Source organism: Paenibacillus qinlingensis, from assembly GCF_013204845.1.
Classification (GTDB): Bacteria; Bacillota; Bacilli; order Paenibacillales; family NBRC-103111; genus Paenibacillus_E; species Paenibacillus_E qinlingensis.
The window spans coordinates 25804-46818 of sequence record NZ_JABMKY010000019.1 but is presented as its reverse complement, the minus strand read 5'-3'; the positions used below and the strand labels follow the sequence as shown (position 1 = coordinate 46818).

At 43.7% G+C, this 21015-nt stretch carries 21 protein-coding genes; 7 read left to right on the top strand and 14 right to left on the bottom strand.

Annotated features, from left to right (window positions below; translation table 11 throughout):
* Positions 1-25: 25 nt before the first annotated feature.
* On the bottom strand, positions 26-1216 hold the full coding sequence (locus HQN88_RS27015) for an NAD(P)/FAD-dependent oxidoreductase (protein WP_056613596.1): 1191 nt from the start codon (positions 1214-1216) through the stop codon (positions 26-28).
* A 402-nt stretch (positions 1217-1618) separates the two neighbouring features.
* On the opposite strand from HQN88_RS27015, the gene HQN88_RS27010 reads away from it, so the two are divergent.
* The gene (locus HQN88_RS27010; RefSeq protein WP_173118346.1) at positions 1619-2620 is read left to right on the top strand and encodes an NAD(P)/FAD-dependent oxidoreductase; all 1002 of its coding nucleotides are present in this window, start codon (positions 1619-1621) and stop codon (positions 2618-2620) included.
* A gap of 61 nt (positions 2621-2681) precedes the next feature.
* Here the strand turns inward: HQN88_RS27010 and HQN88_RS27005 are convergent, their stop codons facing one another.
* A complete protein-coding gene (locus tag HQN88_RS27005) occupies positions 2682-2885 on the bottom strand; it encodes a hypothetical protein (protein WP_173118344.1) in 204 nt (67 codons plus the stop codon).
* A gap of 39 nt (positions 2886-2924) precedes the next feature.
* The gene (gene sda / locus HQN88_RS38700) at positions 2925-3170 is read right to left on the bottom strand and encodes a sporulation histidine kinase inhibitor Sda (protein ID WP_216855846.1); all 246 of its coding nucleotides are present in this window, start codon (positions 3168-3170) and stop codon (positions 2925-2927) included.
* A gap of 258 nt (positions 3171-3428) precedes the next feature.
* Between sda and HQN88_RS26995 the strand changes: the two genes are divergently transcribed.
* Positions 3429-3590 (top strand): mechanosensitive ion channel protein MscL, encoded by a 162-nt coding sequence (locus tag HQN88_RS26995; protein WP_068664416.1) that lies wholly within the window; start codon positions 3429-3431, stop codon positions 3588-3590.
* A 42-nt stretch (positions 3591-3632) separates the two neighbouring features.
* Here the strand turns inward: HQN88_RS26995 and HQN88_RS26990 are convergent, their stop codons facing one another.
* Positions 3633-4310, bottom strand: a complete 678-nt coding sequence (locus HQN88_RS26990) for a glycoside hydrolase family 73 protein (RefSeq protein WP_173118342.1) — start codon at positions 4308-4310, stop codon at positions 3633-3635.
* 157 nt (positions 4311-4467) lie between these two features.
* Here HQN88_RS26990 and HQN88_RS26985 point away from each other — a divergent pair, with 157 nt between their 5' ends.
* Positions 4468-5517, top strand: a complete 1050-nt coding sequence (locus tag HQN88_RS26985) for a MerR family transcriptional regulator (RefSeq protein ID WP_173118340.1) — start codon at positions 4468-4470, stop codon at positions 5515-5517.
* Positions 5518-5599: 82 nt separating this feature from the next.
* Entirely contained in the window at positions 5600-6286 is a 687-nt protein-coding gene (locus HQN88_RS26980; protein WP_173118338.1) for a class I SAM-dependent methyltransferase, read from the top strand.
* 282 nt (positions 6287-6568) lie between these two features.
* Here the strand turns inward: HQN88_RS26980 and HQN88_RS26975 are convergent, their stop codons facing one another.
* Positions 6569-6940 (bottom strand): HesB/IscA family protein, encoded by a 372-nt coding sequence (locus tag HQN88_RS26975; protein ID WP_173118335.1) that lies wholly within the window; start codon positions 6938-6940, stop codon positions 6569-6571.
* 110 nt (positions 6941-7050) lie between these two features.
* The gene (locus HQN88_RS26970; protein ID WP_274318827.1) at positions 7051-7233 is read right to left on the bottom strand and encodes an aspartyl-phosphate phosphatase Spo0E family protein; all 183 of its coding nucleotides are present in this window, start codon (positions 7231-7233) and stop codon (positions 7051-7053) included.
* A gap of 339 nt (positions 7234-7572) precedes the next feature.
* Here HQN88_RS26970 and mqnE point away from each other — a divergent pair, with 339 nt between their 5' ends.
* Both mqnE and HQN88_RS26960 read left to right on the top strand, forming a co-directional pair.
* Positions 7573-8673, top strand: a complete 1101-nt coding sequence (gene mqnE, locus HQN88_RS26965) for an aminofutalosine synthase MqnE (protein ID WP_056613524.1) — start codon at positions 7573-7575, stop codon at positions 8671-8673.
* 53 nt (positions 8674-8726) lie between these two features.
* Positions 8727-9791 carry an NAD(P)/FAD-dependent oxidoreductase gene (locus tag HQN88_RS26960; protein WP_173118508.1) on the top strand — a complete coding sequence of 355 codons (1065 nt, stop codon included), beginning with the start codon at positions 8727-8729 and terminating at the stop codon, positions 9789-9791.
* 15 nt (positions 9792-9806) lie between these two features.
* Here HQN88_RS26960 and HQN88_RS26955 read toward each other — a convergent pair whose 3' ends face one another.
* On the bottom strand, positions 9807-10061 hold the full coding sequence (locus tag HQN88_RS26955) for a YuzB family protein (protein WP_173118333.1): 255 nt from the start codon (positions 10059-10061) through the stop codon (positions 9807-9809).
* 96 nt (positions 10062-10157) lie between these two features.
* Between HQN88_RS26955 and HQN88_RS26950 the strand changes: the two genes are divergently transcribed.
* Positions 10158-10403, top strand: coding sequence for a NifU family protein (locus HQN88_RS26950; RefSeq protein WP_028558591.1), 246 nt, complete (start codon positions 10158-10160; stop codon positions 10401-10403).
* A gap of 63 nt (positions 10404-10466) precedes the next feature.
* Here the strand turns inward: HQN88_RS26950 and HQN88_RS26945 are convergent, their stop codons facing one another.
* The 7 genes from HQN88_RS26945 to HQN88_RS26915 all read right to left on the bottom strand — a co-directional run bounded on the left by HQN88_RS26945 (position 10467) and on the right by HQN88_RS26915 (position 20993).
* Positions 10467-11261, bottom strand: coding sequence for an SDR family oxidoreductase (locus HQN88_RS26945; RefSeq protein ID WP_173118331.1), 795 nt, complete (start codon positions 11259-11261; stop codon positions 10467-10469).
* A 6-nt stretch (positions 11262-11267) separates the two neighbouring features.
* Positions 11268-11975 (bottom strand): Cthe_2314 family HEPN domain-containing protein, encoded by a 708-nt coding sequence (locus HQN88_RS26940; protein ID WP_056613519.1) that lies wholly within the window; start codon positions 11973-11975, stop codon positions 11268-11270.
* A 50-nt stretch (positions 11976-12025) separates the two neighbouring features.
* On the bottom strand, positions 12026-12991 hold the full coding sequence (locus tag HQN88_RS26935; protein WP_173118329.1) for a DMT family transporter: 966 nt from the start codon (positions 12989-12991) through the stop codon (positions 12026-12028).
* Positions 12991-14754 carry a UbiD family decarboxylase gene (locus HQN88_RS26930; RefSeq protein ID WP_173118327.1) on the bottom strand — a complete coding sequence of 588 codons (1764 nt, stop codon included), beginning with the start codon at positions 14752-14754 and terminating at the stop codon, positions 12991-12993. The genes HQN88_RS26935 and HQN88_RS26930 overlap by 1 nt, the downstream gene beginning before the upstream one ends.
* Before the next feature lie 106 nt (positions 14755-14860).
* On the bottom strand, positions 14861-15760 hold the full coding sequence (locus HQN88_RS26925) for a COX15/CtaA family protein (RefSeq protein ID WP_173118325.1): 900 nt from the start codon (positions 15758-15760) through the stop codon (positions 14861-14863).
* Positions 15761-16332: 572 nt separating this feature from the next.
* A complete protein-coding gene (locus HQN88_RS26920) occupies positions 16333-16677 on the bottom strand; it encodes a thioredoxin family protein (protein WP_056613511.1) in 345 nt (114 codons plus the stop codon).
* A gap of 389 nt (positions 16678-17066) precedes the next feature.
* On the bottom strand, positions 17067-20993 hold the full coding sequence (locus tag HQN88_RS26915) for an FG-GAP-like repeat-containing protein (RefSeq protein ID WP_173118323.1): 3927 nt from the start codon (positions 20991-20993) through the stop codon (positions 17067-17069).
* Between the last annotated feature and the right edge of the window lie 22 nt (positions 20994-21015).

Here is a 21015-nt window from a genome sequence, read left to right as displayed (position 1 = left end):
TAATCCCCCCGTTAGTATTCCTTGACTAGAAACGGCCTTTACGTATAACTAATGGAATTCCGCCAATAATGTAAAGGTATCTCATATCAACCACTTTTTTCATCATAGCTGCGACATTCCCTTTCAATTTACGGGAACCTACGATACCGATCGCTTGACCTTTACCAAGGGAAGCTACTGTACCTTTGTTCGAGTATTTGAAAGTTTTCATTTGCGATCCGCGAATCGATGCGATCAAGTTATGAGCTACAGCTTCACCTTGCTGCATAGCAATTTGTGCTGTCGGCGGGTATGGTCTGCCTTCATCGTTCATAACTATAGAACAGTCACCCACAACATAGATGTTATCGAATCCTGGAGCATGAAGATGCTCGTTTACTTTAATTCTGCCGCGCATCGTTTCGAAACCAGCCTCATCAAGCATATGGTTACCACGGATACCGCCCGTCCATACTACCGTAGCTGCTTTGATAAACTCATCGCCAGCAATCAGAACGCCTTCTGGCGTACATTCTTTAATGGCTGTACCAATTTTGAAAGTAATACCTTTGTCCGTAAGAACTTTCATCGCATACTCAACAAGCTCAGGATCGAAACCTGGCAATGCTGTTGGCGCAGCTTCAATATTATAAATCTTCACAAGGGAAGGATCCACATCGAACTCTTTGCATAGAAGAGGAATACGATCCGCAAGCTCACCAATGAACTCAATACCGGTAAATCCAGCGCCACCGATAACGAAAGTTAGGTAATCTTTGCGGTCTGGTTCACGCTTAAACTTCGCGAATTGATATTCAATGTGCTCACGAATAAAGCGAACACTGTTGATGCTGCGAATATTCAGCGCATTTTCTTTGAGACCAGGAATTCCGAAAGTTTCCGCTTCGCCACCAAGTCCGATTACCAAGTAGTCGTAGGAAAGTGTTCCGTCTTCCAAAATAACTTTTTTCTCATGTGGACGAATTTGGGTGACTGTCGATTTCACGAAATCCACTTTAAATTCATCAATCAATTTCAAAATGTTCACGCGTGCATTTTCAGGATTATCTGTCCCAGCAGCAGGCATGTGAAGATGTGTTGTAATGTAGTGATAGTCATGCTTGTTAACAAGCGTAACATCAGCTTCGTTGTAGTTCAATTCCTTCTGCAATCGAATTGCAGCAAGGATTCCGCCGTAACCGGCTCCTAATATAACGATTCTTGGTATTCTACTCATGTCTCTCTCACTTCCATATCCATATTTTGTCCCATGGTCTCTCTATCTTGTGAAAAATTACACAAACAGCTTCAAAAGTAGTATACTGCTACTAGTTTGCACGCTTTCGAAGTGAATTATGATAAAACAGGCGGAAATTCGTCACAACATGGTAAACCGATTCTCATGATATGATATAATTTTCATAAGTAAATATCAAGTGTCATTTTGCATAAAAAATCTTGTATTATAGGCGTTTTAGCCCATCCAATCCATGTAAGCATTTACTTATCTTCTCTATAAGTATTTATATGGAGAATTTAAACTTTTCTGTTTCCTTCATTAGATGAGACGTTTATAATGATAATGATTATCGCTTTATCTGATTACTTACACATATTGGACCAAATCGGAGGTTCTATTATGAAAGTGACTGAAACAAATCAAGATATCGTTGATATTATTGTAATCGGCGGTGGCCCGGCTGGCATGTTCGCCTCCTTCTACGCTGGAATGCGTCAAGCATCTGTGAAAATTATTGAAAGCATGCCCCAACTCGGTGGCCAACTAGCAGCTCTATATCCAGAAAAATATATTTATGATGTTGCAGGATTCCCGAAAGTTACGGCGCAAGATCTCGTTAATCATTTATCTGCACAAATGAAACACTTTCCGATCCACATTTGCTTGGAAGAGAAGGTTCATGGCGTTGTTAAGAAAGAAGAACGACTATTCGAAATTGCGACAGACAAAGGCGTCCATTTGAGCCATGCCGTTATTATTACAGCTGGTGTTGGCGCATTTGAGCCGCGCCGTCTTGAACTACCGGAAGCTGCGCAATTCGAGAAGAAAAATTTACATTATTTCGTAAGTGACTTGCATCAATTTGCTGGTCAAAAAGTTATCATTAGCGGCGGCGGTGATTCAGCAGTTGATTGGGCTTTGATGCTTGAGCCGATTGCTGAGCAAGTTACACTGATCCACCGTCGAGATAAATTCCGTGCGCATGAGCACAGTGTAGAGAACTTAATGAATTCGAAGGTTAACGTTGTTACACCAACCGAAATCACTAAGCTTCATGGAACAGATCGAATCGAGCGAATTACGCTTAAAAATATTAAATCAGGCGAAGAACGCATCCACGATGTCGATGCCGTTATTATCAACTTCGGCTTCGTATCCTCTCTTGGACCGATTTCAGAATGGGGTCTTGACATCGAAAACGGCTCAATCGTTGTTGATTCCCGTATGGAAACGAATACCCCAGGTATCTTCGCTGCTGGTGATATTACGACATATCCCGGAAAATTAAAATTGATTGCTGTTGGCTTCGGTGAAGCACCTACTGCCATTAACAATGCCAAAGTTTACATTGATCCAAGTGCTAAGCTTTCACCAGGACACAGCTCGAACTTGAAATTATAATGATTAGAAATGAAAAGGGGTATTCTAACCTAATCTACGGATTAGGAGGAATACCCCTTTGTCATCTATATGTCCAGTTTGTAATGGCATGCAAGAATTGCAAACCAACTGTCCTGAGTGCTCGCAGCGTATGTGTGACCATGGTAAGCTGAGTGACTTGCTCGGTCCTTATTCGCCTTACGAGATGAACAACATTTCCTTGACCAACCAGGAAGGCGATGAGCAAGAGCTCTGCCTTCACCTCTTGAATTGTCCCGACTGTCATTCTAGCTATACCCTGCCAATACGTGCTGAGTGAATTTTATTAATTAAGTGGTGCCTCGTCCTTAACCAACACGGATAACTTTAATTTGCGTCTCTGTATTTCCGCGAGCAATAGTTCAAGAAAATCCGATTCTAATCTTAAATCTAGTGCCTTGTAATAAGAGTCGATCAATGTCTCATCGCTAATTTGTCTCACTGAAATCACCCATATTCTATAATTTAAACTAATAGTATCATGGGGTTTTTGATAGAACAAGCGTTCCGTTATCCACAGATAAGTGTGCATATCCTGTGGGTAAATTGTTAATATGTACCATGAAGGCAGACAAATTATAGGGGGATATTGTGCATAAACTTATGCACATCCAAAACTTGTAAATTACTGATAAAAAAAAATGATCACTATTTTAGGCATTTTTAACGTTCATTTAACATAACCTTCATCTTTTTCACAAAATTGAAAAGAAATTTTAATCATCCCTTAATAATCATGCTTTACAATGATAGTAGAAAGACAAAACAAAACAAAAGGAGCTGAACTACTATGATCGTTTACGATATCGTTTTAAATGGAGAAATTAAAGAAACCATTAAACCACGTAAGAACCGTTTGAAAGAAATTTATGCCTATATGCAAGAACAAACAAAGTTGATGCAAGCCAAATATGGTGAAAACGTAAGAATTAAGGGCCGAATGGTTTATTAACCTCATCAATCCCCTTTTCGGCCCCTATGATTTCTTCCACATTTAAATAAACCCCTTGCGATGTAGCACTGTTAATAAGCGGTAGAAATCATAGCTCCCTTTCTCCGGTGTGTCAATCAAACCGGCCTTAACTGCCGCATCAACGGCTGACTTCGCCCATGTTGGCACGACCGTCAAAGCGGCCTGCTCTTCAAGTGAACGAACTCTACTTGTTAATTCTGATATCTGGGCTTGTAAATTCTCTAACATCCGAATGACCTCCTCATCGAAGAAAGTTAACCCTTCCGTCGCTATAATCGAATTTAATTTACTTGTATAGGCAGGGTCAGTCGCATATCCACTCTTCTGTAGTGCAGCTGTTTGAGTTTGTGGTGTGCTTGCTGACCGAACTGCTGAATAACGAGCAGCTTGAAATAACAAATCTTGATCTCGAAATCCATCTTCGATAGAGTTATATACCCGAAAATCCCCAGGTACCGTCACATTTTCCTCATTTATGAATTCCCATGTGCTTACTGACACACGATCGCCCCGCCAATAAGGTGTTTGCACACCATTTCCAACTTTATATCCAACCAAGTTATTCCAAGCGTTTATTTTACCCCCAGTTTCCAGTATCGCCTGTGCTATTCGAACAGATGGGAAAATTGGTGAGCCTTCTAAACGAAGCTTCAAAGCAATCGGTGCAACGAGATCTATGAAATCCTTTCTAGTTGCCATTTGGCTCCCTCCTTTCAAACAACGACTAGTGCTAGCATTATAGTATATTCCACAAATTGGTAATGAGAGACGACTCCTAACTAGCTAGTCAATGCTATTTGCAACTTTACTTTTCCCTTACGTTAAGGTTTATTAAAGGGAGAGAAAGGGTGAAAGCATGCAAATTAAAGATGTTGCAAACAAATTGAATATTTCGCCAAGGGCCATCCGCTTCTATGAAGATAAAGGACTCATTTCACCGTCAAAGCAGGAAAATAATTTATATAGAACATTTTCAGAAAAAGAAATATGGCGGTTGCAAACCATTATTTCGCTAAGGGAATCAGGCATGTCTGTTGCTGATATTCAAAAAGCATTACTTGATGTTGATGCGGATGATAAAGAGCAGCTGCAATACTATTTAGAAATACAGCGATCTGTTGTTTTTGCTCAGTGGCTGGAGTTTAAGCAAATTATTGAAACAACGGATACCATGATTGACCTCCTGAAACAGAACAATTCGCTTCCGATAGACGATATTTTCACACTTGCAGAGGGTTCCAAACGACTTCGGGAAATGCGCAAAAATTGGAGGGATACATGGAATTTTGATCAACAAGCCTTAACTCACGACCAACGGGTTTTACATAATGACAACGAGTATAAAGGATACGAGGAAGTTCTTGATCTAACATTGCAATGGGTAAAGCCGAGGGCTGGGGAAAAAGGGCTGGATCTTGGCACAGGCACTGGTAATTTGGCCCAGCGATTTCTGCAAAATGGCATTCACATGGCTGGCGTAGACCAATCCAAAGAAATGATGAAACAATGCCAAAGTAAACATCCGCAAATGGAGATAAAACTAGGTAATTTCCTTGCTATTCCCTACATGGATAACCAATTCGATTTTGTCGTTACATCGTTTGCTTTTCACCATATTTCTAACGAACAGCAACTGCTGGCGCTAGATGAAATGCGCCGCGTACTCAAGTCTCACGGTAGAATTTGCATAGCGGATTTAATGTTCGAGAATGAATCAGCCAAAGAACAGCACATGAAAGAATTGCTAGCGGACGAGCGGACGGATCTTCTCACAACGATGCAAGATCAGCATTATGCCATCTGCTCTAACCTGCTAGCCTGGTTTGACGAAAATGGTTATATTACCAAACATACGAAAATCAACGATTTCTTATATATCGTATACGCGGTTCCTATTCAACCCTAAAAAAAATGGTGTCTTGACCTTCTCCTTACGTTACACATTACGATAGCAATGTCTAACATTACCCTAAGGAGGAAATAATCAAATGCCTAATCATGCAGATATTTATGCCAATCAAGCAACCATGTATGAACGACTCGTTTCCAAACAAGCAAGCTTATATGAAACCATTCAAGCCATCATCCCCGTTGAAGGCCTCGACATCATAGACATGGGAGCCGGTGCTGGGCGATTAACCCGGGTTCTCGCTCCACAAGCGAAGTCCATTGTAGCTTTGGATGCATCCGAATCTATGCTGCGAATTACCGCAGATCATCTTGGGCAAGCAGATCTGCACAATTGGAGAACTCAAGTTGCTGACCACAGGCAATTGCCGATCGAAGATCATCGAGCAGATTTAATCGTATCCGGATGGAGTATATGCTATCTAGGAAATTCGGATGTCGATCACTGGGAAGCCAATATTCACCAAGTTATAAGCGAAATCAGAAGAGTTCTGCGCCCAGGTGGTACGGCCATTATTATCGAGAACTTCGGAACTGGTTCCGAAACACCCAACCCACCCGATTTCTTGGTGGATTATTATAGGCTTCTTGAATCCGAATATGGTTTTTCTCATAGGTGGATACGGACTGATTATACATTTGAGAGCGTAGATGAAGCCGAGATGCTTACGAGATTTTTCTTTGGGGACGCGATAGCCGATAAGGTTGTCAGCGAGCAGTTGACTACGTTGCCGGAGTGCGCGGGGATTTGGTGGTTGCAGGTTTAAGCCGTCGTTGGTTTACTATGAAAAGGGATCGTAGATGCGCTATTTCACCGAAAGAACTTGAAATTTGTACCAAGAGGAACGTAGATGCGTTATTTGCCTGATTTCTGAAGAATTTGGTGTTTTTGAGAAAAATAAGACACTCTCGTTCCCCTAGGATACTCATTTCGTTAAATTAGTCGAAAATAGCGCATCCTAGTTCCCTTTTCTTCTCTAGCATGACAAAAAAAACCTTCTGAACTAGTGTGATCTACACATAAGTTCAGAAGGTTCATTACTACTTACTCAAGCCTCAACCTTATCATCACAAGGCTCAGGTGTTCCCTCATAATCCGCTGGCTTGAACGAGGATCCACAACCACACGAAGCTACTGCGTTAGGGTTGTTGATGGTGAAACCGCCGCCCATGCCTTTGTCTTCGAAGTCGATTTGGACGCCGTATAAATACTTGGCGCTCTCTTCATCCACGACAACTTTCACGCCGTGAATAGTAAATTCTTTATCGTCAGCCTTTTGATCATCATCAAAGCCCATTCCGTAAGAAAAGCCGCTACAACCCCCAGCTTTCACGCCAAGGCGCAAGAATAGATTAGGTGATTCTTCTGATGCCAAAAGCTCTTTAATTTTATCACTAGCTGATTCACTTATATTAATCATAATGGAAATCCCTCCTTGTTTTTCCTTATATATAAGGAAAACTGGCATTGGTATACGAAGTGCTTAGTATAAGTATACTCCTAATTCATCCGATGCTCAAGGGCAGCTGTTCACTGTTTAGAACGTCTAGTGGCATAATACTGCAATAGCAACTGGTCCAGATCGCGACTGCATTTCTGCACGTCAGGATGCAGGAATCCATGCGAGGTTCCCAAACTAACCATTTGGCCTCGAAGTTGTTCAATTTTGATATGAAGTCGTTCCTGCGGTTCGGTCACGAATAATGGTAGCACGATTATTATCACCTTTAGCCCTTACGTAATCACATTGCAATAGTATACAGGAATTTGTTAATATTGGGAATAACATTTCGCCAATTTCACCGAAAAAATATAGGACATGGATAAGATTGTCGATTTATCTTCAACGTTCTGATGTTGCCCCTCCTAAGTAGGAGGTTTATAATAAGATGGATGGATAGCTTGTATCGATATAAATCTGGTTGTGAATTCCTTAACCGAACTGGTTGACAGGTACGCGAGCAACTCACACCACCTAACGCACCTAGTTCTAACTGCTGGCTGCGTCGTTTCATTATGCGGTTTATTTTATTTTCATAGGAGGCATGGAGCATGAGTATTACGACAGTAGACCCGATTAAACGGATGGCTGAGATTGCTGACAAAGTTGAGAACGGCGAACGTCTAAGTATGGAAGACGGACTGTTTTTATATGAATCCGACGATCTTTTAACCATTGGTCAATTAGCCAATAAAGTGAATACACGGTTGAATGGGAACAAGGTATATTTTGTACAAAATATGAGCTTATATTTCACGAATGTCTGTGAAGAGCATTGTTCATTTTGTCATTTCCGCCGCGACGAAGGTCAAGAAGGTGCTTACACACTAACACCAGACCAGATGTTAGATTACATCGCCGAGAATTTTAACCCTGAAATTAAAGAGTTCCATATTAGTCAGGGGCATAACCCCCATCTGCCTTTCGAGTATTACGTGGATTGCATTCGTCGGTTGAAGCAAGCTTACCCCGATGTCACGATTAAAGCTCATACTGCTGCAGAGATCGAATTCTTCTCACGTATTAGCGGCCTCAGCTATCGAGATGTACTTAAGGCATTAATGGATGCTGGACTTTCCACACTTCCTGGCGGAGGCGCGGAAATTCTTACGGAACGTTACCGTTCGAAAATGAAAGTCGAAAAAGCGTCCACTGAAGAATGGTTGGATGTTCATCGTCAAGCTCATCTTCTAGGGATGAAAACTCATGCGACCATGCTATATGGTTCCATTGAAACGAAAGAAGAACGGATTCGCCATATGATGTTGCTGCGCGAGCTGCAAGACGAAACAGGCGGTTTCCTCGTATTCATTCCTAATTCTGTTCAGCCAGCGAGCAAAAATGCAAGCCTTAAACGTTTCGTTCCTGCTTGGGACGAACTCAAAACAATGGCGATTAGCCGCCTAATGTTAGACAATTTCCCACATATTAAAGCTTACTTTATCAATATCGGAACGAAACTTACGCAACTCTCCTTCACATTCGGTGCTTCAGATGCTCACGGCACGATCGTGAAAGAGAAAATCTCACATGCTGCTGGCGCTCTTTCACCAGAAGGTTTAACACGCGATGAGATTGTATGGCTCATTCAAGGTGCTGGCCGCGTCGCGGTAGAGCGAGACACCTTTTATAATGAAATCAAAGTATATTAGAGATAATAGGTAGTAGAGAATAGATCATCGTTCAGAAGGGATATTGGTTGGCTATGAAAAAGTTTGTCATTCTCGGAGGAGGCTATGGCGGTCTCACCATAGCTTTAAATTTGCTGGAAAAGGATTTACCAGACGACACTGAACTTATTATGATTGATCGCAGTCCCTTCCAAGGACTCAAAACAGAATATTATGCACTTGCTTCCGGTACCATTGCTGAAACGCATATTCGTGTATCTTATCCCGATGATTCGCGGCTTCAGCTTGTTTACGGAGAAGTGTCAGATGTTAATCTCGAAACGAAACAGGTCAACTTCTACGACAAAGAACCCATCTCCTATGACTGGCTAGTCATTGGACTTGGTTGTGTTGACAGTTATCATGGTATTGCTGGTGCGCAAGAGTTTTCATCCAGTATCCAAACACTCGCTCAAACACGTGCAACCTATCAGAAAATAAACAACATTAATCCATACGGACAAGTTTCCATCATTGGTGGAGGACTTAGCGGTGTAGAGATGGCATCAGAGCTTCGTGAAAGCCGCCCTGATCTCAATATTCGATTAATCGATCGGGGTCCGAGTCTGCTCTCCGCTTTTCCTACGAATCTGCAACAGTATGTGCGCGAATGGATGATCGAACACCATATTGAGCTTCGTACACAAGTCTCGCTTATTCGTTTGGATGGCGGCGATTTGTACAACCAAGATGAAATTATCCGTACCGATGCAACAATCTGGACAGCAGGTATACAACCAACACCTATTGTCGAAGCTTTGAATGTACCAAAAGATCGGCAAGGACGTATTCTGTTAAATGAATACCACCAAATCCCGGACTTTGAAGAAGTTTACGTCGTAGGTGACTGTGCGTCCCTGCCGTTCTCACCAAGTGCCCAAGCCGCACAAGCGCAAGGCAAGCAAATTGCCGAAGTGATTCAAGCGATTTGGAAAGGCGATGCACCTAAGCTTGGCAAAATCAAGCTGCGTGGAACACTCGGTTCACTTGGCAAAAAGAGCGGATTCGGCATCATGGGAAAACGTACGTTAATGACAGGAAAAATTGCTCGTATGCTAAAAAGCGGCGTACTTTGGAAATCCAAACGCCACTTCGGTTAAGAAAGCTGGATCGGCTTATTCACTAAGCAAATCATACATGGCCTCAATCTCTTTGATTTTTTCTAAAATAAGAATATGGAGGCTCTCGGCGCTTTCCGCGGCAATGATTTCGCCGTTGACTAGTGCGTAAGGCTCCATGTAGCACTGGCCACAGTTGCCCAGACAGCCGTATTCCATGACATCAAATTCCGGATTTTGTTCAAGGTCTTTCATTACTTTATCTGTTCCTGTGTGCATATTGCTGGCACAAAATTCAATAATTGGTCGCATTTAAAAATTCCACCCCATGTTGATAGTTTCAAACCCAAAACCATTTTCATTTAATGCGTATTGTACTATAATAGATAAAGAAAGGAGATGAATCAAATGACAGAAAAAACCAAAGAAGCGATTTACGATGAAGTTCTTGAGGTTTTAGATAAACTTCGTCCTTTCCTACAACGTGATGGCGGTGACGTCGATCTAGTTGATGTGGAAGACGGAATCGTAAAGCTTAAACTTATGGGTGCCTGCGGCAGCTGCCCAAGCTCAACAATCACTTTGAAAGCTGGTATTGAGCGCGCATTGGTTGAAGAGGTAGAAGGCATAACAGAAGTCGTACAGGTATTCTAATTACGACTATATCATAAAGAAAGAGCTTACCTCTATGGTAAGCTCTTTTTGCCATATGGCGTTCTACTCTGTTTTGCGTTGTTTGAGTACAGGAATCGGCTGGATCGGATCCAACGCGCCAGAGATGTCCATAATGTTACCTGTGATGAAATCCGAGTTAGGCGAGCAGAGGAAATCAATAACACGCGCTACATCCTCACCCGTTCCCGGTCTGCCAACAGGCGTTTCCCCATCCACTTCTAAGCGTGCCTCTTCCATCGTGCGTTCTTTGTTCTTTCCGCGAATGTCACCCGGACAAATCATATTCACCGTGATACCATGTGCGGCTTCTTCTTCGGCTAATGTTTTGGTAAATGAAACTAACCCTACTTTGGCAGCCGCATAAGCAGCTCTGTGCGTCCAACCCCTCGCTTCAGCCGCTTTCCCAAAGCCGAAATGGATGATACGCCCCCATCTTCTCTCTCTCATCATAGGGAGAACAAGATGATCCAACTCCATGACGCCTATCAGATTCCCTCGCATTAAATAGTCAATTTCGTCCATGCTGTAATCTGCGAAAAAACGCCGTTCACGAACAAAAGGCCCTGCGTTATTGACAAGTATATCTATCGGCCCCAACTGTGAGACCGTTTCTTCAACCATCCGGTAGATGTCCTCGCGCTTGGCTACATCCCCCTGTACCGCGATGCTGCGAACGCCAATATCCTTCAATTGATGAACGAGTTCGGCAGCTTCCTTCTCACTTGTTACATAATTCACAGCAACCTGGCAGCCCTTCTTGGCTAAGGTCAATGCCGTCATTTTGCCCAAACCCTTGGCACTGCCTGTAACAAGCACTGTTCGACCTCTTAATGGCATGGTCCCCTACCCCTTTGTCACATATGCCGTAATATAAGTAAACGCTATTGTTAAGGTTCGGCATACCATGTCAAATCCCTGCTGCAAATCAGATAAATTCAGCTTCACATCCTCAATATGAACGCGTTCACCAAGCATCGGCTCTTTCTGCATAAGATCGTCTAACATCTCAGCATTAATATAATGCATTTCCATATTACGCAGATTGCGGAGTCGCTCTAACGGCACTTTATACGTCATTTTGAGCGTATACAGTTGCAGTTCTAACGAGCCATGAAGATGCTTATCATGCATATGGCGAAGTACCGTAAAATACGAAAATCGCGATTTCACGGTTTCCGTCTTCAAGGCGAAGAGGTCATTCATAAATGTTCCTAGTTTATCAAATACAGAGAATAGACGGATGAATGCATTTTTGTAGAAATAAACAAAGCGTTGATAATCATCTGTTTCTTGCGGGGTCATTTCTTCCAAAAAACCTTTAACAATCCGCTCGCCATATCGCTCACAGCAGTACTTGCTCTGTTCGAGCTCATCTAAGGCATCAATAAACCCCTTGCTCCATATCGCTTGCCGATGAAAGATCGAATGCGCTGTGGAGAGGTGACTCTGTTCAGTTTCGATCTGTTTCATATAGGCTCTCACCGCATCGAAAGCTTCCAAAAGGAGTCCGCTGTCGATACGTTCCGGCTCATTAAATAACACACGAAGCATAAGTCACCACCCTTTTTATCCAAAATAATATGAGATTTAGAATTGCCCTGTTACTTTGTTAACGTCGTGGCCGTTGCTGCAGGGATAGGTGCTCGTTTGGCACTTGTTGCTCGATCACGCTGCACGAAAAACATCGCGGCTAACACACCCACGCCTCCAAGATACTGACTTAACGAGATTGATTCTCCTAAAAAAATGAAACCACCAAGTGCAGCTGTAACCGGAAGTAAATACCCATAGGCTGATGATTTGAATGGCCCCAGTTTGGCTAGACTCCAATTGTGTAACGAGAAACCTACCGCTGTTGCCAGCAATGAGGTATAGATTAAGCTGATCCAGCCCGTCTGCGAGATCGCAGCGAAATAAGCACCATCCGCACGCAATAGCACGAACGGTAATAAAGATAGGGCTCCAGCTGTCATTTCAAGTGAAATTAAAATCGGAAGCGGATATTTCACGACTAAGCGGTTCATGCCAATGAGATAAATCGCTCCCATGAAACTGCGCATAAGCAGAAGAATGTCCCCGCGAAATGTTTCACTACCTAAGTGAAAGCCCTCGGCTCCCCCCGAGACAATGAGGATGACACTGCCGAGTGCCAAGGGGATTCCGATTAGGATTCGCCATGTGATCTTCACTTGCCTAGCCAAGACGGCAATAAGCACTGTGATAACAGGCATAAACCCTCGACCCAGTACAGCACCATTCGCAGCGTTGGAAAACTGTAGCGCATATTGCAGCAGTGCTTCCATACCAACGGCATTCAGTATCCCTAACCCACAGATGAGCAGAAGATCACGACCTGCAATATGGAAACGAAGCGACCGAGAGCGATAATAAAAGTAAGTATAGACCCACAAGATCGGAATCATACTCGCAAAGCGTAGTCCATTAAAAACGAGACTGTCCCATTCTCTTCCACCGATTTTGAGAGAAGCCATATTGATCCCCCAAAGCAAATAAACCAATACAAATCCCAAATGCGGGTAGATGGCTCGTAAACGTCCCGAGCTCATCACGCGAAGTATTCCTTCCATCTGCGATCAACGAGTTCTACAATATCTTCCCGCGGGAACAGTTCATCTGGATATCCGGGTTTCATTCGAGCGTCAATGACAATCGGAACTTCATACGCAATATGATGTCGGTTCACGCTGGACTCTGCATACATATCACTTGCAGGGTTAAAACGTGTGAACACGGTCCATAAGAATTTGGTTTGATCATTTGCAATATCACTGGCATCGTCAACAAGGATGACCATAGGCCATTGCTTCAATCGATCAGCTGCATTCGCAAGCAGGCGCTGTGGCAGCTCTGGTTCGGCTGCATAGGAAGCGCCAGAGACGAGCAGACAGCCGCCGCAATAAACAGCGATATCATGGATCTCAGGCAGTTCGCCCTCTGTGTAAGCCCTTGGGAGCTCGCGTACAGGGTCGCCTGTGCCGAGTAGTACGGCTTTCGAGCCGTGGTTGAGCTGCCCACCGGTATAATCCAAAGTATCATGCGATGTTTTATTAAATATAAACAGATCCCGAGCTGGATCGAAGCGTTCCAATACATTTTCTAACAACTGTGAGAAGTTCGCTAAGGTCGTTGGACGGTCCGTCACGATCAAGAACTTCGTGAGGGATAGCTGACCCTCACCGAGGATGCGGAACGCCGTGCCGAGCGCCTCACGGCTGTAGCTTTCTCGGACGACTGCGGCTGCGAGCGGGTGGAACCCGGTCTCGGCATACGTCCACAGGTCTTTCACCCCTGGCATCGCCATCGGGAACGCGGGCTCCAGCAATCTTTGCAAGAATTCGCCAAGGAAGTAATCTTCTTGGCGGGGCTTGCCGACGATCGTCGCCGGATAGATCGCGTCTTTGCGGTGCCACACATGATTCACGTTGAACACGGGGAAATCATGGGTAAGTGAGTAATACCCGAAGTGGTCGCCGAACGGCCCTTCGGGGCGTCTGAGATGCGGCGGTACGGAGCCGCATATCGCGAACTCCGCCTCGGCTACGAGGCGGTGCCCCCCATGGGGATTCTCCACCATGGGCAACTTCTGCCCGAGGATGAGCGAAGCGAGCATCAGCTCGGGCAGGTGCTCGGGCACCGGCGCAATCGCCGAGGCGATGAGCGCAGGCGGGCCGCCCAGGAACACGGTGACGGGCAGCGCCTGGTTCCGCTTCTCGGCTTCGTGGTAGTGGAAGCCGCCGCCCTTGTGGATTTGCCAGTGCATCCCGGTCGTGAAGTCATCATACACCTGCATGCGATACATGCCCAGGTTATGATGACCGCCGTCGGGATGCTCGGTGTACACGAGCGGCAGCGTGACGAACGGGCCGCCGTCTTCTTGCCAGCTCGTCAGGACAGGCAGTCCTGCGAGCGGGTTGTCCTTCTTCAAGCCGCCGAGAATCGGCGCTTGATTCGGCTGGATCTTCTTCGTTCCGACTTTCATGAGGTCGAGGATAAGACCTCTTTCACCCCACAGTGCTTTCGGTGTGGGGGGCATCAACGTATTTGTCGCGTTAATAACCGCTTTCATGAATTGCTCTGGCTTCGGACCGAACGCCAGGTCTACTCTTCTTGTTGTGCCGAAGAGATTCGTCACGACAGGGAATGCGCTGCCTTTTACATTCGTGAACAGTAAAGCTGGGCCTTGTTCGTCGATGACGCGACGATGTATTTCAGCAAGCTCGAGATTCGGATCTACGGGAGCCGAGATTTCGATCAATTCATTTTCGCGTCGCAACATCTCTATAAACGCTCGAAGATTAGTTGGTACCATGGGAACTTCCACCTTTGTCTATGTAATAGTTACTCATTCTTAAGAGATGAAAAAGGAAATGGCCTTCCGTTAGAAGGCCTTGTTGTGCCTGCGCCGCATGCTGCTGCTAGGCTTTGCGATCATATAGCGTAAGTACACACAAATAACATAAGAATCCAAACATACAAGCCACAATAATGGCATGAATCATACCTGTGAATAAATAAGCGACTTCATTTCCTAAGGACCATGTTACGACTGCGCCGCTAATCACTTGAAGCGAAACGAGAATAAGTGCCCACTTGCTCCCGAACCAAAGCTTGTCCGTAGGCTGATAATAACGCCGTGCTTGCAGGTACAGAAATAAAATACAAACAAAAAGCAGTAACGCGGCAATTCGATGTGTAAATACAATTCCTGTTGCACCGCTAAGTTCTGGAATCACTTCACCATTACATAACGGCCAGCCCGAGCAACCACCTGAAGAAACGGTATGACGCACGAAGGCTCCTAAATAAACAACTACATAGCTGTAAATAGCGGTAAACCAAACGATCACTTTAAAGCTGGTATGAATCTGCGTCGTGCGTACAAATTGTCCCCACGGGGTAAACACGAGTGCAAGCAGCAGGGAGAAGGCAAAGGCGAGCAAGGATAATCCGAAATGAAGTGCCAGGACAAGGGAAGATTGCGGCCAGACAACGGCCAACGCGCCCATTGCTGCTTGGATTAGTGTCATTACTACTGTTGCTGAGATAAAAAATTTAGCATCTCTACGTTTCACATAGCGGAAAACTAAGTAAAACGTTGCAACAAGTATCATGGTTACAATACCTACAACTAAGCGATGGCTGTACTCGATAAACGAAGAAATGGTATGTGCTGGAATAAATTTGCCATGGCACAACGGCCATTCGTCTCCACAACCCCGACCTGCGTCAGCCTTAGTCACTAAGGCCCCCATAGCAAGGATAAGAAACATGCCGATGGCTGATAAATTAGCTAATCTTTGGATCCATTTTTGCATGATTGCACCTACTTTATGTCATATCTACTGAGGATCATGTCGAATACTGTAGTTCCGCTTTCAATTATAGCTGTAATATGTAGGCATTTCCATTCGCAATTGTTACAAAGCTCTGAAACCACCACAATTGTTACAAAGCTCCGAAACCGCAGGGAATCGATTTGTCATTTTGTCGACTTATCGCCTTGTAGCACCCAACACTTGGAAATAACATTATAGTGTGTGTAGTATGGGAGCATTTATTCGGGATACGAAAAAAGGCTTTCCACCGCGTAATGCTGTTTAGTTATTTAGTCCGATTTCTCCGAATTAAAACGAGGATGGCTTATGAAAATTGACCATTAGTCCGATTTTACCGAACTATTTACCCATTTTTCTTGTTTGAAGGTAGTTTGGGGCGATTTAGTTTGGCGATTTCGGACTAATTAGGATTTAATGATGCGGATAGTGAGATTAGTTCGGTCATTTCGGACAAAATAGGCGCAGGTAGTGGATCAACGTAAAAAACACCGACATCGGATAGAACCGACGACGGTGTTTCTACTCCTGCTATCCTCTATGCATTACTCCTTCTACGGAGCTAACGCATTCGAAACTTCGATTGCACGGTCAAGGAATTGCTCGATTTCCTCACGGGTTTTACGCAGCTTGCTGACGAAACGAACGACTTCTTGGCCGTTACGGAAAGCAATGAAACTCGGGATGCCTAAGATATTCAATTGTTCACACAAATCCGGGAATTCATCGCGATCCAGTTCAATGAAAGTGAGACGGCCTTCATAAGCTTGCTCCACTGCTGGCATAAAAGGGTCAATATAGTGGCAATCCTTACACCATGTCGTTTTGAAAATGGCGATAGTCACACCGGATTGCGAAATTTGTTCTTGAAATTGTTGCTCAGTCGATACTTTACGCATGGTACACCTCTTCACTTCTGGCTTTTACTCTCTTATAGCATGCGAGAAAATCAGTGTCAAGCGACGGACGCCGCCGCTGATTCAGGCTTCATTACAAATATGCCTGATTAAACAGTGGCCTAATCTGCTAGAAACCTTTTTCAGAATATTCAGCGAAATGATACCCTTCCTCACAGACAGAGCACTATAGGTCAGTATGAACATCCGCCATCTAGCGGTGTACTTATGACTTTCACCCGCTAGTACGATGCGCTGCCAAGCGCACCAAAAACTGCCCATCCCCAGCCACAGCCAGGTTTGGGCAGTTTCTCTTTTATTTGAGTGTCTTCAGTAGGCGTTTCGCCTTCCCCTTAAAAGCCGCGGAATAGTCCACAGCTCTCTTTATGTGATTACTTATTAATCAACTTTGCTTGCTGTAGCAATCTTGTTACAATTGCAGCTGTTTGGGCACGTGTTAGGTGACTTGCTGCTGCAAGATGTTGATTATCGCCTTGCATGATATTATTAATGACCATAAGTGCTACAGCTCTCTTCGCCCAACCAGAAACTTGTTGACTGTCCTCAAACGGACTTAATGCCTGATTCGCTTCGGCATCCGTCACTGCCGTTGCAAGCAAAGTGATCGCCATCGCTCTAGATAAGATCACAGCGGCTTCTTGCCTTGTAATCGTCTGATAAGGTCTGAAAGTATTATCCTCATACCCTTGAACAAGTTGATACGTTAGAGCAGCTTCTACTACAGATGCATACCAATCTGAGGACTTCACATCCTGTGGCAAGTTGATTGGCTCAACTGACTTCAAGCCCAATGCTCTAACAACAATCGCGAGAAACTCTGCACGGTTGACATCTTGATCTGGTTGAAAGGATGTTGTTGTAACACCATCAACAATGAGGCGTGATGCCATATTATTGACATCATTTTGACTCCAATGTCCTTGCACATCGGCGAATTTCTTCGAGTTCCATATAATCGAATAGGTACTATTCGTTAAGCTATTCAATACGGCATGCGGTTTCCCGTCTTTTGTAAAGACATTTGTTGGGATATGGGATATGGTTCCATCTTTATTTAATACAACGCCAGTTGTTATTTGAGTGGAATCGATTGAATCCGGCAATACAATCTCACGTGACACATAACGATCGAATTGTTCGATCTTAATGGCACGATCCCCATACGTAGCTATAATTTCAAAATCAATCACTGGAGCAACCAAAGTCACATTTTGGTTTTCAGCGGCAGAATCAACCAACTTCTTACTTTCAGTAGAAGGTTTTCCCATATGAATGCTTAACTTAATGTCTTCTAGCTTCACGTTATTGCCAAACTGAGACGCGATTTGATCAATCATTAGCTGATTCGATTGGATGGTATACATCGCATCATGGGTGCGAATTTCAATAACTGTATCAGTCTTCCCCAATGATTTAATCATTTTACCGTTCAATTCTGTCTGGATTACATCTGACTTAGAAGTTACTGGAATAATGAGTGTTTGATTGTTTTTGCCTTCCAGTACAGCAAGCAATTTCTCATTATCAATGGACACAATCGTCGTCGCTTGTCCTCCTACAACAACTTCTTTCAACGTCGTCAATTTATCTAGCTTTACACCATCCAAAAAAATAGGGATATCTGTTTGTGTAGCTGATGGTCCACTTTCCGAGGATGAACGATCTTCTTGTTCAATTTGGAGTACTGCCGTTGAAGGAGTTCCGATGACCGCATCTGCCGAAGGAGTACTTATTTGAATGTTCAACGACTTAGTACCCGCGACAATATGATTGTTCATGATCGGTATCATAAAAAATTGGCTAGTCTCACCATCTTGGAACTGTAACGTACCCGTAGTTGCCGTATAATCGACTCCAGCTATAGCAGTACCATCCGAAGTCGCATATACAACACTCGTTACGCCTGTGCTGATGCCTTCCCTAGTAACAGTAACCTTCGCGCTGCCGATATTCTCTTGAGCACGATAGGTTGTTGCAGCCAGCTTCACTTTCCATTTAGGAGGGAAGCTTTTGATAATTGTGACATTGTTGGCAAAACGGTTTGCCGTTGCTAGATCATCTTTGCCGTCGTTATTATAATCGCCAGCCGCAACCGAGCTAGGCATAACATCGGTACTATAACTATTTTCCAAGCCAAAACTGCCCGTGCCATCACCCATAAATACAGATATTGATTGTAATACAACAGGAACTGCAATATCCAACTTCTCATCACCGTTATAATCACCAACTGCTAGTGAATAAACCTGTCCCGAAAATGTAGAAATTGTTTCATCTCGAAATGTCCCCGTTTGATCACCAAAGAGAATATGAAGTGAATATGCTGTCGGACCATTATTAGCAACCGCTATATCCTCCCATCCATCACGATTAAAATCACCTGTAGCAAGCGCACTTGGTTCGCTGATGCCCCCATATTCGCCACCAGAGGTAAACGTCCCATCCCCTTGTCCATGCAATATGTATACTTTCTTCGTTCCCTTGTTAGCTATAGCCAGATCGATCTTGTCATCATCATTAAAATGACCCGAAACGATGGAATTGGGTGAGACGATTCGATTATCAGCTGGATGTTCCTTTATCTGAAATTCCCCATTGCCGTCTCCAAGCATCACACTTAAAAGGTTTGATCCAGTATGTGCTACAGCTAGATCTGGAGTATTGTCTCCATTAAAATCAGCAACAGCAATTGTTCTAGCTTTGGAACTAGATTCGGTGCTAGACACAAAATTCTCGCTAATAAATGATCCTGTCCCATCGTTTAATAAACGTGTTATGGTATTACCACCAGAATTAGCAATAACCAGATCTGGTTTCCCATCGAGGTTAAGGTCACCTGACAACAGTTCAGCTGGGCTATTCCCAACTTCATACTTTTCGGCGGCTGCAAACTGACCTTTTCCATTACCGCGCATGATGGACACATCATTAGAAACATAATTTGCCGTTGCTACATCCAAATTCCCGTCTCCGTCAAAGTCGAAACTTGTTACCGACACTGGTTCTTCGCCACTAATCTCGTAATTAACAGATGCAAGTAAAGTTCCGTCTCCTCTACCCAGTAAAATGGCAGCAAAATTCACATTATTACCAAACTCTTCATAATTTGTTGCGACTACATCCAATTTATCATCAGAATTGAAATCAGCAATAACTACCTGAGAGTAAGAACCTTTTACAGCATATCGATCTACGGCTTGCAATGATAGACTGGATCCTTCACTATCATTTAATAAAATGGATACTTGAGTTGCCTCCGAACAACCAACAGCCATGTCAAGATCACCATCACCATCTAGATCAGCGAGAGCAAGCGAGTATGGATCATCGAGAGCAGGTACGTATGAATTTGGACAGCTAGCCTTAAATTTAACGGCATCTTTAAATGAACCATGTCCGTCAGCTTGAAGAACAGAAATTCCAGCCGAATCTCCCGTAGTAACCACAACAATATCCGCATGGCCGTCACCATTCAGATCTCCAATAACAGATGTGCTTGGCTGATTACCTACTGGATATTCGGTTGTTGTCACCGCCGTCAAGACTCCATTGTTAGTTATGACAGAAACTTTCCCATTTCCGCTATGGGTAACAACGAAATCTAAGTTGCCATCCCCGTTAATGTCACCCGCAGTAATAGAACTAGGCTTAGCCCCTACTCGAATCGGGATTGGCTCACTAAATGTAAGCGTCCCATCCAATTGTGGACGTTCACCAAGTAACACTACAATGTGATATTCACTGTTACCAGACTCACTGTTAGATACAGCCAAATCCATAAACGAATCATTGTTGAAATCCCCTATCGTTACTGAAGTAGGAGAAAATGTTTTGTAGTCCACACTATTGATATAGACATTATAGTTTACTGTGGGCTTAAACTCCCCGCCTGCTTGACCTATCAGTACAGAAACCGTACTAGAATTAATATCACTATCTCCACTGTTAGCTGTTACAATATCAACGATGTTGTCACCATTCAGATCTCCAACAGCTACATCACTGGGTCTAATACCAACCGGATATTGTTTCTCCTGATAAAGTCCAGAACCATTATTAAGTAGTAGAGAAATCTGGCTATAATATGAGTTCGCAGTTACTAAATCAGGTAACCCATCTTGATTAAAATCACCTACAGCGGCCGCATTCGGCGTAGCGCTTATTCCGACGTTCTCCGCTCCTTCAAAGTTTGATCTGCCTAGTGCGGTTGTAGGAAGAATAAGTACAAATAAACATAAACTTATAACTATTAATTTCAATCTCCTCAAACTAACTTTCTTCGACATAATTCTCAACATATTCAACTCCCTTACATTTTTC